Source organism: Gemella haemolysans (assembly GCF_901873445.1).
In the GTDB taxonomy this organism is placed as follows: Bacteria; Bacillota; Bacilli; order Staphylococcales; family Gemellaceae; genus Gemella; species Gemella haemolysans_C.
Genome location: NZ_CABFLN010000022.1, coordinates 15,140 through 28,169, shown reverse-complemented (window position 1 = coordinate 28,169; position 13,030 = coordinate 15,140). Strand labels below are relative to the sequence as shown.

Sequence of the window (13,030 nt, the reverse complement as noted above, 5' to 3'; positions counted from 1 at the left end):
GAATAATCCACAATATAGAGGACAAGGGTATAATGCTCAATCACCTCAAAATAATAATATGAATAACCCTCAATATAGAGGACAGGGTTATAATGGACAAGATCCTCAATTTGGTAATCCGAATAATCCACAGTTCAGTAATCAAAATGGATACAATAATCCTAATCAATTTAATCCACAATTTGGTAATAACCAAAACTTTAATCCTATGAATCGCGGACCTAAGATGGATAGTAAAATGATAGGATATATAACTGCGGCAGTTGCTACGATTCTGGTTGTATTAATGATATTTATGTTCTCTAGTGGCAGTGGTAAACCAGGTGGAGCAACACCTGAAGAAGCTGTGAAAAATGGGATATCTGCAATGAAAGATGGTGATTTTGAAAAATTATTAAATAATTGTTACTTTGAAAGTGATGAAGCTAGAACTAAATTTTTAGCAGAATTTAAAAACCTAAATGATAATGATAAAATTGAACTAGTTAATAAATTTAGTGAGGTTGAGATTGGAGAAGTAAAATCAATTAATGAAAATAGTGCTAAAGTTGAATTAAAAGGTGGTGGAGATACACGACCTATGTATGTAAAAAAAGTAAACGGTAGATGGTTTATAGAGGATAAATAGTTTTAGATTTATAATTTGAAATAATAAAATTATATAATAAATTATAACAGGGTAAATCAATTGATTTAATAAAAAATTAAATTATTTGATTTACTTTTTTATATTATATTTGTTTATAGGAACTGTTACAATTATTCTTTAACTTTGTTGGCATCTTTGACAAATGTAGTATTCTTAAAGTATAATAAGATAAAAAAAGAATTGCATTCATTAAACTTATAAAAGTTACAATTTTCACGAAATAAAAGGAGAAAGTTATTATGAATAATAGAGGCCAAAATGTAAATCTGAATGGAACTCCTCAAAATCATCACCCGAATCAAGGATATCCTCAACGAAACAATCAATACCAAGGAAACGGTTATAATGGACAAAATCCACAAAATTTTAATAGAAATGTAAATAATCAAAATCCATATCAAAACCAAAATTCACAAGCAAATAACGTGAATAGTCCACAATTTCAAGGACATTCAAATGGTCAAAATCAACCTCAAAATAATATGAATAATCCACAATATAGAGGACAAGGGTATAATGCTCAATCACCTCAAAATAATAATATGAATAACCCTCAATATAAAGGACAGGGTTATAACGGTCAAAATCAACCTTATAATAATATGAATAACCCTCAATATAGAGGGCAAGGAAATAATGGACAAAATCCACAATTTGGTAATAACCAAAACTTTAATCCTATGAATCGTAGACCTAAGATGGATAGTAAAATGATAGGATATATAACTGCTGCGGCAGTTGCTGCGATTTTGGTTGTATTAATGATATTTATGTTCTCTAGTGGCAGTGGAAAACTAGGTGGAGCAACACCGGAAGAAGCTGTGAAAAATGGGATATCTGCAATAAAAGATGGTGATTTTGAAAAATTAGGCGGAGCAACACCGGAAGAAGCGGCGAAAAATTATATGTCTGCAGCAAAAGATGGTGATTTAAAAAAATTGGTAAATAATATGAACATTAAAAGTGATAAAGGTAGAACTGAACATTTAGAACAATTAAACAACCTAGGTGACGTTTATAAAAAAGAAACAGCTGAAAGATTTAGTGATATGGAGATTGGAGAAGTAAAATCAATTAATGAAAATAGTGCTAAAGTTAAATTAAAAGGTGGTGGAAATAAACGAAATATATATATATATATATATATGTAAAAAAAGTAAACGGTAGATGGTTTGTGGAAGTCGATGAACTCATTCGTCAAGACTAAGAATTTTTTCTTAGTCTTTTTTTACTATAAGTAATGTTGAAAATATGGTATAATATATTAGTTAAAATAATTTAGGAGGTTTGTATGTTTCAAGCATTATATAGGAAATATCGACCACAAACATTTGCTGATATAGTAGGTCAAAATCACATAGTTTCTGTATTGAAAAATGCGATTGATAAAGATCAGATAAGTCATGCCTATTTATTTTATGGATCTCGAGGTACTGGTAAAACTTCTATTGCGAAGATATTCGCAAATGAGGTTAATGGAAATGAAATCTATCAAAAAGAGAATGTTGATATAATAGAAATTGATGCAGCGAGTAATAATGGTGTTGATGAAGTACGTGATATAAAAGAAGCTATAAAATTTTTACCTACGGAAGGTAAATATAAAGTATATATTATTGATGAAGTACATATGTTAACAACAGCTGCATTTAATGCTTTATTAAAAACATTAGAAGAACCACCAGCACATGTAATATTTATTCTAGCAACTACAGAAATTCATAAAATACCAGCTACAATCTTATCACGATGTCAGAGATTTGAATTTAAGAATCTTTCGCAAGAACAGTTGATAGATAGACTCAGATATATAGCCAAAGAAGAAAACTTAGTGATAGAAGATGAAGCAATAGAAAAAATTGCAACTCTTGCAAAAGGTGGTCTAAGAGATGCGATTAGTATACTAGATCAAGTATCTAATTATTCTGAAGAAATTACATTAAATCATATACTAGAAGTAACTTCTTCAATAAGTGAAGATGATATTTTAGAATTTTATAAAGGATTATTGCAAGGAGATGTTACAAAATCCTTATTAAAATACAATGAGTTTGTCGCTCAGGCTAAAGACACGAAATTACTGCTTAATGATTTAATTAACGTAACTAGAGATATAGTAGTATATAAAAATTTAAAAGATACTAAACATACTGTTTATAATGTTGATAAAATTGCTGCAGAAATAGAAAATGTTAATTTTGATTATTTTTATAAAATAATAGAGTATTTGTCACAGACGGAGCAATTTATTAGATTTTCTACAGAGTATATGAGTTATATGCAAATTTGTATTGTAAAAATATGTTCGAAAGAAGATAATATTAATCAAGTTCCCATTGCTAATAGTGTAGAAAAGACAGTTTCAAATACAAGAACTGTTGAGCTAGAAAATAGAATTAAAATATTAGAAGATAAGTTAAATCAATTAGGACAAAATCTAAATAGTTTATCTATAAATTCTATTAACAATACTTCATATGGTGAGACACAGAATAGTACAAATGAAGAAGTAAATACAACAAGTTGGCAGGGAACACCTAAAGAAGAAATAAAAGAAGTTATAATAAAAGATAAGACTAAAATTATAGAACTTATGAAATCTTCTAATGAGAATTTTACCAACTATGCAGCAAACGTGTTTAGGAAAATTATAAATGAAAGTTTGCATACAAATAATCCAGAAGTAACAGCCATGAGAGAATTATTTAGTTCTTGTCAGTTGGTAGCTTCTTCAAAAGAAGGGGGATTATTAGTATTTAATGAAGTAGATAATATGGTGAAAATGGCTCCTAATTCAAAATATAAAAAGTATTTAGAAGGCTTATTCAAGAGATTTATAGGTGTAGATTATTCTTTATATACTTTACAAGATCACCAATATACAATTCTTAAAGATGAACTTGAAAATCCAGTAATAGAAGACACAATAGTGGAAGAGACTGAAGAAAAACAGTTAACTAAAATTGATGAGTTGTTTGGAGACATAATAATCGAAAATTAAAAGTAGAAAACGTTATTGAAAACAATTGAAATAACTTGAAATAAATTGTAAATTATTGACAAGTAGTAAAAATTTAAATAGAATTATAATATAAGTTAGACATTAGGAGGAAATATTATGCGCGGAATGGGAAATATGCAACAAATGATGAGAAAGATGCAAAAAATGCAAAAAGATATGTTAGCAGCCCAAGAAGGATTAAAAGACCAAATTGTTGAGGGAACTGTATCAGGTGGTATGGTAACAGCAATAGCTAATGGTGATGGAAAAATATTAGATATTAAAATTAAAGAAGAAGTAGTTGATCCAGAAGATATTGAAATGCTTCAAGATATGATTTTAACTGCAGTAAATGATGCGCTAGAAAAATCTACTCAATTAAAAGAAGAAACATTAGGTAAATTTACAAACGGATTAAACATCCCAGGACTATAAGATGCAATATCCTAAACCAATTTTAGATTTAATAGACAGTTATTCTTTACTACCTGGGATAGGAAAGAAAACTGCAGTAAGATTAGCATTTCATACTTTGAAAATGCATGATGATGATATAAAAAACTTTGCGGATAGTTTAGTACATTTAAAAGAAAAGCTTACTAATTGTGAAGTTTGTGGTCGACTTAGTGAAGATCATATCTGTGATATTTGCTCTGATGAGGGTAGAGATAAATCTATGATTTGTGTTGTAGCTAATGATAATGATTTAGTAGCAATGGAGAACATGCAACAATATAGAGGGGTATATCACGTACTTGATGGTTTAATTTCGCCAATGGATGGAATAGGACCGCTTGATATTAACATAAAGTCTCTTTTTGAAAGGGCGCAAGATGAAACGGTAAAAGAAATAATATTAGCAACTAACTCTTCGCCAGAAGGAGAGGGAACTGCAAGTTTTATTTCAAGATATTTAAAAAATACAGACATAAAAGTTACTAGAATAGCTCAAGGTATTTCCTTTGGAAGTGATATCGAGTATGTTGATGAAGTTACATTATCAAGAGCCATTTCTGGTAGAATAGAAATATAATTTAGGAGGGCAGTTTATGTCACAAAAATCAGTAAACGCGATAAAAGTATTAGGTGTTGATGCGATTAATAAAGCAAAATCAGGACACCCTGGAGTTGTAATGGGAGCAGCCCCTATGGCTTACTCATTATTTTCAAAACATCTTAGAGTAAACCCTAAAAAACCTGACTGGATTAATAGAGATAGATTCGTATTATCAGCAGGACACGGTTCAATGTTATTATATTCTTTATTACATCTATCAGGATTTGAAGATGTATCATTAGAAGAAGTAAAAAATTTCCGTCAATGGGGTTCTAAAACTCCTGGTCATCCAGAGTTTGGACATACTAAAGGTATTGATGCTACAACTGGTCCATTAGGTCAAGGTATCTCTACAGCAGTAGGTATGGCTTTAGCAGAAAGATATTTAGCTGCTAAGTACAACAAAGAAGGATACGATTTATTTGATCACTATACATATGTTATTTGTGGTGATGGGGATATTATGGAAGGTGTTGCTTCTGAAGCATCAAGCTTTGCTGCAGTACAAAAATTAAATAAACTTGTTGTATTATATGATTCAAACGATATTTGTTTAGATGGTGAAACTAAAGATGCATTTTCTGAAAATGTTCGTGCAAGATATGAAGCATATGGATGGAACACTATCCTTGTAGAAGACGGTGCAAATGTAGACGCGGTTAGCGCAGCAATTGAACAAGCTAAAAAATCTGACAAGCCTACCTTAATAGAAGTGAAAACAATTATCGGAGCTGGTTCTCCTAATAAACAAGGAACTAATGGTGTACACGGAGCTCCATTAGGAGAAGAAGAAACTGCATTATTCAGAAAAGAAATTGGTTGGGAAAATGAACCATTTGATATCCCTGCTGATGTATATGCTGACTTCAAAGCTAATGTAGCAGATCGTGGTGAAAATGAATATGCTAAATGGGAAGAATTATATGCAGATTATAAAGTTAAATTCCCAGAATTAGTAAAAGAGCTAGAAGAAGCATTAACACGTGAAGACATCAAACATCTATCAAAAGAAAGCTTTAGCTTTAAAAATGTTGGAGAAGCTCAAGCAACTCGTAATTCATCTCAAGATGCAATTAATAGTGTTGCAGCTGTATTACCAACATTTTTCGGAGGATCAGCTGACCTTTCACACTCTAATATGACATTCATTAAAGGTGATGGATTACAAGATGATGAACACAGAACAGAACGTAATGTACAATTTGGTGTTCGTGAATTTGCTATGGCTACTGTACTTAATGGGTTAACATTACACGGGGGAGTACGTGTATTCGGTGGTACATTCTTCGTATTTTCAGATTACCTAAAAGCGGCATTAAGATTATCAGCATTACAAAACTTACCTGTAACTTATGTATTTACACATGATAGTATTGCAGTAGGTGAGGATGGTCCAACACACGAACCAATTGAACACTTAGCATCATTAAGAACTATTCCAAATTCATATGTATTTAGACCTGCTGATGCGACTGAAGCACAAGCTGCTTGGTATTTATCACAAAAAACAAATAATAAACCAACATCAATTGTATTAACACGTCAAAACTTACCAATTTTAGAAAATTCTTCATTTGAAAAAGTTGCTAAAGGTGCTTATGTTGTTTACGAAACAGCAGAAGACTTCGATACTATTTTAATCGCTACAGGATCTGAAGTTGCATTAGCAATTGATGTAGCACGTGAATTAGAAAAAGATGGTTCAAAAGTACGTGTTGTAAGTATGCCTTCAGTTGAATTATTTGAAGAACAATCAAAAGAATATAAAGAAGAATTATTACCATTAAATGTACGTCGTCGTGTATCATTAGAAATGGGTAACAGTGCTCTTTGGTACAAATATGTTGGTTTAGATGGATTAGCTATTGGAATTGATAAATTTGGAGCTTCTGCACCTGCGAATAAAGTAATCGAAGAATATGGATTTACTGTTGAAGCAGTTGTAGAGAAAATTAAAAATGAGCTATAGAGAAATTCGCCCAGGCGATATTATAAAGGTAAAAGTAACAGCAGTTAAACCATACGGTGCTTTTATTGAAACAAGAGATAAGATGGTAGGTTTAATACACATTTCTGAAATTACAAATTGTTTTATATTCGATATAAGTAGTTATATAAAACAAGATGAAATTTTAGAAGTTAAGGTCTTGTCAATCAAAGATAATAAGATTAATGCAACATTAAATTTTAAACAAAAAAAATCTACTGATAAAAAAGAAATCAATAGTTTAGATACTTTAAATTTCGTGTATGGATTTGACACACTTAAACAAAATATGAAGCTGTGGCAAAAAAAAGCTATACTCGAAATGAGGAATTCTAAATAATTTATAACATTCTCTTAACTTTACTAAAAGTATTGAATAAAGGTCAAAAAAATTAATAGCTATTTGAACAGCTTTTTATTAAAATTTATTTTTTGTTATATCTAAAAGAGATAGCTTTATTTAAGTGAAATATGAAGTAATTGTTATTTGTTGACAATGAAAATAAAGTAATGTAATATAAAAATAGTAGAAGTCCACTGACCGATATGTGGGATATAAATGGTCGGGTTGAAAGTTTGCCGCTGACCAATATGCGGGATAAAAGTGGTTGGGTTGAAAGTATAGTCCTCCGCTTAATTGCGAGGACTTTTTTTGGAGAATAAGTATGGAGAAAACAGGTTTTTATATTATTAAAGATAACTTTTTTGACATTGTGAATGATCCTTTTTTAAAAGGGAATAAGCAAGGAAATAGACCGCATTATTATTGTTTTGAAGACTTAAAGACAGGTATTTATTGGATTATCCCTATGTCTAGTAAGTTGGAGAAATACAAAAAAATAATAAAAAATAAAGAGAAAAAGGGAGCTAAATGCGATATTTTGCATATAGCAAAATTGGATAATGATAAAGAAAGTGTATTTTTAATTCAAGATATGTTTCCAATTACAGAAGAATTTGTGGAAAGAGAATATACAATTGCTGGAAATCATTTAAAAGTTACTAGTGAACATGTTGCTAAAGAAATAGAGAGGAAAGCTAAAAAAATTTTGTCGCTATTGAAAAGAGGAGTTAAACTCACACCATTGCAACCAAATGTAATGAAAATATATAGACTGTTGAATAATAAAGACTTATAGATAATCAAATATATAAATCGAAAATAAAACCATGGTTATTAAACTAATTAAATAAAATAAGAGGTAAAACTTTTGTTTGAAATGAGCAATTCTAAATAATTTCTATTGACAAATGTAATTTAACTGTTTATAATAAACTTAAATATTAAATGAAGTTTAGGAATTAAAAGTTAGTAATATTATTTAAAAGAGAGAATCTAGTGGTGAAAAGGATTCATAATATAACTTTTATGCTACCTATGTGGTGCTTCATCGGCATTCATGCCGTTATAAAAACTAATGAGGAGTACAAAGTACTCGAATTAGGGTGGTAACACGATTATAGTCGTCCCTTGTGTAATTAAATTTACATAAGGGGCTTTTTTATTTTATTTGTTAGCTTGAAAGGAGAATATAAATGAAACAACTAACATCAACACAAATTAGAAGAATGTATTTAGATTTCTTCGTAGAAAAAGGACACAAAATTGAGCCAAGTGCATCTTTAGTGCCGGTTGACGATCCTACATTACTATGGATTAACTCAGGGGTTGCAACACTTAAAAAATATTTTGATGGTAGAGAAATACCTGAGAATCCAAGAATTACTAACTCACAAAAATCAATTAGAACTAATGACATTGAAAATGTAGGTAAAACTGCACGTCACCATACATTCTTCGAGATGTTAGGTAACTTCTCAATTGGTGACTACTTCAAAAATGAAGCAGTACCTTGGGCATGGGAATTTTTAACTTCTGAAAAATGGTTAGGATTAGAAAAAGAAAAATTATCAGTAACTATTCATCCAGAAGATAATGAAGCTTATGAATTATGGCATAATGTTATCGGTCTTCCTGAAGACAGAATTATTCGTATTGAAGGTAACTTCTGGGATATCGGTGAAGGACCTTCAGGACCAAATACAGAAATCTTCTATGACCGTGGAGAAGATGCAGATACATGGTCACCAAAAGAAGAAATGTACCCAGGTGGAGAAAATGATAGATATCTTGAAGTTTGGAATGTAGTATTCAGTCAATACAACCACAATGCAGATGGTACCTATACTGAACTTCCTGCGAAAAACATAGATACAGGGATGGGATTAGAAAGAATTGTTTCTGTATTACAAGATGTTCCAACAAACTTTGATACAGACTTATTCATTCCAATTATTAGAGAAATTGAAAAACTTTCTGGTGCTAAATATGGTGTAAATGCTGACCAAGATGTAGCTTTCAAAGTTATCGCTGACCACATTAGAACTGTAGCATTCGCTGTCGCAGATGGAGCATTGCCGTCAAATGAAGGACGCGGATACATACTTAGAAGACTTTTACGTCGTGCAGTTAGATATGCTAAAGTTTTAGGTTTAAATAACTCATTTATGTACAAATTAACTGATGTTGTTGCTGAAATTATGGAAGACTACTATCCTAATGTTAAAGAAAGTGCAAACTTTGTTAAAGATGTAATTCTTAAAGAGGAAGACAGATTCCACGAAACATTAAACGAAGGTGAAGCAATCTTAAATAATATTGCTAAAGAAGTTAAAGATACAACGAAAGTAATTTCTGGTAAAGACGCATTCAAACTTTATGATACTTTTGGATTCCCAATTGAATTAACTGAAGAATATGCAGAAGAATTAGGATTAACAGTTGATATTGATGGGTTTAATAAAGAGATGGAAAAACAAAAAGAACGTGCTCGTTCTTCACGTCAAGAAGATTCTTCAATGCAAGTACAATCTGACCTATACAACAGAATAGTAGGAGACAGTGAATTTACTGGATATACTAAACTTACAGATGAAGGTAAACTATTAGCTATAGTTGATAAAGAAGATAACTTATTAGAAAACTATAAAGGCGAAGAGAACGTAAAAGTAGTATTCGATAAAACTCCATTCTATGCTGAAAGTGGTGGTCAAGTAGCTGATAGAGGTTTAGTATTAGCAGAAGGATTCAAAGCAGAAGTAATAGATGTTAAGAAACTTCCAGATAAACGTCACATTCACTTAGTAAAAGTACTAGAAGGGGAATTAGTAGTTGGTAAAGCATATAAACTAGAAGTAGATAGAGCTTATAGATTAAATATTGAGAAAAACCATACTGCAACTCACTTATTAAACGAAGCGCTTCGTCATGAAGTTGGTTCTCATATTAAACAAGCAGGATCATTAGTAACTGATGAAAAATTAAGATTTGATATTACTCACTTCGCTCCACTAACTAAAGAAGAAATTGAAAAAGTTGAGAAAGAAGTTAACAATCAAATTTGGAATGCATTAGAAATCAAAACAGAGGAAATGCCAATAGCCGAAGCAAGAAAACTTGGAGCACAAGCACTATTCGGTGAAAAATACGGAGATGTAGTTCGTGTAGTTTCTATCGGAGATTACTCTATCGAACTATGTGGAGGAACTCACAATGCTAACAGTGCGGAAGTGGGAATCTTCAAGATTGTATCTGAATCAGGTGTAGCTGCAGGGGTTCGTAGAATTGAAGCTTTAACAGGGAAAGCTGCATATGAATATCTAAGAGAACAAGAAGAAACTTTACGTTCTGTTGAAAAATTAACAAAAGCTAATGCTTCTAATGTAGTAGAAAAAGTTTCTGGATTACAATCAGAAATTAAGAAACTAGCTAAAGAAAAAGAAAGCTTACAACAAAAAATCGCTAATGCTGAATTAAACAACTTAGTAAATAATATTAAAGAAGTAAATGGTGTTAATGTACTGACAAGTGTTGTTGAATCAGAAAACATGAATCACTTAAAACAACTTGTTGACAATGCTAAGTCTAAATTAGAAAACTATGTTATTGCTTTTGCTTCAGTAAACGAAGATAAAGTAAACTTCGTAGTGGCTGTAGATAAAGCTATCACTGATAAATATAATGCTGGAAAACTGGTAAACGTACTAGCAACAGTATGTGACGGACGCGGTGGTGGACGTCCAGACATGGCTCAAGCAGGAGCAAAAAACAAAGATAATATCGATAAAGCATTCGAAGAATTATTAGCTAGTATCTAATATAATTCAAATATCGTTTTATCAAAAATTTGATAAAAATTAATATAAGTTATATAATGTGATTGTAGGCAATAATATATAGTATATTTTATATTTGTTGTGCTAAATAAATACAATGATAGTATATGATACTACAAAGCATCTTGTCCTACGGATAAGATGTTTTTGTAGTATTGATATGAAATTCAATTTATGGTGTAAAAATAATTAGGATTATTAATAGTTATACTAAAAGTAAATAAATATAGGTAGGAAAAATTATGGAAGATTTTAACATTGAATATAAAATAGACATACCTGAAAAACAAAATAAACTTAAGGCTGAAATAGTAGCTTTTTTGAATAGTGAAGGGGGAGAAATTCATCTAGGGGTACATGATACTGGTATTGTTGATGATTCATTAATAAAAATGAAAAAACATGAATGGGAAGAAGTTATATCTAATTGGATAGTAACTGCATTTAATCCAGATGTTTCAAACTTAATATTTATATATCCTAATGATATTCCGTTTAAGATAAAGGTATTAGGGGGACCAGATAAACCATATTACTACAAAGATGGTAATGGTTTTAATTCAAAAGGAGTATATGTTAGAGTAGGAACTACTAAAAGGGTAGCTAGTTTTGATGAAATTCAAAGAATGATTAGGCAACATAAAACAAATGATTTCGAATCAATTAGTATTGCACATGATAATCTAACATTTAAGTACATTGGAGGAAGATTTAAAGAAAAAGGAATTAAATTTGATAAATTTGCGTTATCATTAATTAACAAAGATGGTAAATATAATAATGCAGCGTTGCTATTTAGTGACCAAAACCCAACTGTTAGTAAATTTGCAGTTTTTCAAGGAACAGATGTGAATTTATTTTTAGATAAAAAGGAATTTAGCGGATCAATTTTGAGGCAACTAGATGAAATATTGTATTTTTCAAATTTATCAAATAAAAAAAGAATAACTATTTCAGGAAAACCAGAAAGGGAGGAATATTTAGATATTCCACCTAGAGCTCTAAGAGAAGCTATAGTAAATTGTTATTGTCACAGAGATTATACTCTAAGTGGAGATATTAAGATAGAATTTTATGATGATAGAGTACAAATATATTCGCCAGGTAGTTTACCTGATGGTTTAACACTAGAGAATATAAAGATGGGGATGGTTGCAAAAAGAAATAAGATTCTGGTTAATACACTAGACAAAATTGATATTATTGAAAATTATGCTTCTGGGGTAAGGAGAATTTTTCAAGATTATTCTGGATTTAGAAAACAGCCAAATTATTATATTTCAAGCAATGGGATTATAGTTACATTGTACAATCGAAATTATAATAATCAAAATGATGGTCAAAATGATGGTCAAAATGATGGTCAGAATGATGGTCAAAAACAAATAGTTAAATTAAGTGTGATAGAACGTAGAGAAAGAATACTGCAAATTTTATACGAAGACAAGAGTGTTACTGCTAAAAATTTACAAGAAATTTTAGGTGTTTCAAAAGCTACTATAGAAAGAGATCTATCAAATTTACGAGAAAATAATAGATTAGAATATATAGGTAGTTCAAAGAAAGGTTATTGGAAGGTAAAAAATAAATCATAATATTTATTATAAAAGAAGTATTTAAAGTTTGGGAAAAAATTTTAGTTGCTCGAAAGGAATTTTTTCAAAATTATACAATAAAATTGGAAGGGACTATCTGAAAAGTAGTTTTAACGATTAACTATTTTTAAGGTAATCTCTCCCTTTTTTCTTGAAAATATGGTATAATTAATAGGATTATTATGGACAAATAATAATTTAATATTAGATTATACTAGTATTAAATATAATTTCGGAGGAAATGAAAATGGAAACTAAAAAATTTGGAAAAGTAGAAATCAACCCGAATGCTTTAGAAGTTATTGCAAATATTGCAGCAACTGAAGTAGAAGGTGTTTCAAAATTATTAGGAAAAAAAGTTTACTCTCGTGGAGTAGAATTAGAATTTGCTGGAAGTGAATTAGTTATCGATGTATATTGTAATTTAAAATCAGGATTCTCTGTAGCTAAAACAGCAAGAAAAATTCAAGAAAATGTTAGAAACTCTATTTTCAACATGACAGAAATTAATACAAAAACTGTTAATGTTAATATATTAGGAATTGATTTTTAATTTAGGAGATAT

Annotated in this window: 10 protein-coding genes and 1 pseudogene; all 11 read left to right on the top strand. The window is 30.1% G+C overall.

Annotated features, from left to right (window positions below; translation table 11 throughout):
* Positions 1–628, top strand: a pseudogene (locus tag JX287_RS03715) (DUF4878 domain-containing protein); the annotation flags it as partial.
* A 260-nt stretch (positions 629–888) separates the two neighbouring features.
* The gene (locus JX287_RS03710; protein WP_204642183.1) at positions 889–1,800 is read left to right on the top strand and encodes a hypothetical protein; all 912 of its coding nucleotides are present in this window, start codon (positions 889–891) and stop codon (positions 1,798–1,800) included.
* A 140-nt stretch (positions 1,801–1,940) separates the two neighbouring features.
* On the top strand, positions 1,941–3,650 hold the full coding sequence (gene dnaX / locus JX287_RS03705; RefSeq protein ID WP_204642181.1) for a DNA polymerase III subunit gamma/tau: 1,710 nt from the start codon (positions 1,941–1,943) through the stop codon (positions 3,648–3,650).
* Positions 3,651–3,767: 117 nt separating this feature from the next.
* Positions 3,768–4,085, top strand: coding sequence for a YbaB/EbfC family nucleoid-associated protein (locus JX287_RS03700; protein ID WP_204642179.1), 318 nt, complete (start codon positions 3,768–3,770; stop codon positions 4,083–4,085).
* Between the two features lies 1 nt (position 4,086).
* Complete coding sequence (gene recR, locus JX287_RS03695; protein ID WP_204642177.1) at positions 4,087–4,683, top strand: recombination mediator RecR; 597 nt, start codon at positions 4,087–4,089, stop codon at positions 4,681–4,683.
* A 16-nt stretch (positions 4,684–4,699) separates the two neighbouring features.
* Positions 4,700–6,676, top strand: coding sequence for a transketolase (tkt, locus tag JX287_RS03690; RefSeq protein WP_204642176.1), 1,977 nt, complete (start codon positions 4,700–4,702; stop codon positions 6,674–6,676).
* A complete protein-coding gene (locus JX287_RS03685; RefSeq protein ID WP_204642174.1) occupies positions 6,666–7,034 on the top strand; it encodes a S1 RNA-binding domain-containing protein in 369 nt (122 codons plus the stop codon). Before tkt ends, JX287_RS03685 begins: the two co-directional genes overlap by 11 nt.
* A gap of 325 nt (positions 7,035–7,359) precedes the next feature.
* Positions 7,360–7,833, top strand: a complete 474-nt coding sequence (gene cptIN / locus JX287_RS03680; protein WP_204642172.1) for a type III toxin-antitoxin system CptIN family toxin — start codon at positions 7,360–7,362, stop codon at positions 7,831–7,833.
* A 397-nt stretch (positions 7,834–8,230) separates the two neighbouring features.
* On the top strand, positions 8,231–10,852 hold the full coding sequence (gene alaS, locus JX287_RS03675; protein WP_204642170.1) for an alanine--tRNA ligase: 2,622 nt from the start codon (positions 8,231–8,233) through the stop codon (positions 10,850–10,852).
* Positions 10,853–11,112: 260 nt separating this feature from the next.
* On the top strand, positions 11,113–12,465 hold the full coding sequence (locus JX287_RS03670) for an ATP-binding protein (protein ID WP_204642168.1): 1,353 nt from the start codon (positions 11,113–11,115) through the stop codon (positions 12,463–12,465).
* Between the two features lie 247 nt (positions 12,466–12,712).
* Positions 12,713–13,018, top strand: coding sequence for an Asp23/Gls24 family envelope stress response protein (locus JX287_RS03665; RefSeq protein ID WP_204642166.1), 306 nt, complete (start codon positions 12,713–12,715; stop codon positions 13,016–13,018).
* Positions 13,019–13,030 lie beyond the last annotated feature (12 nt).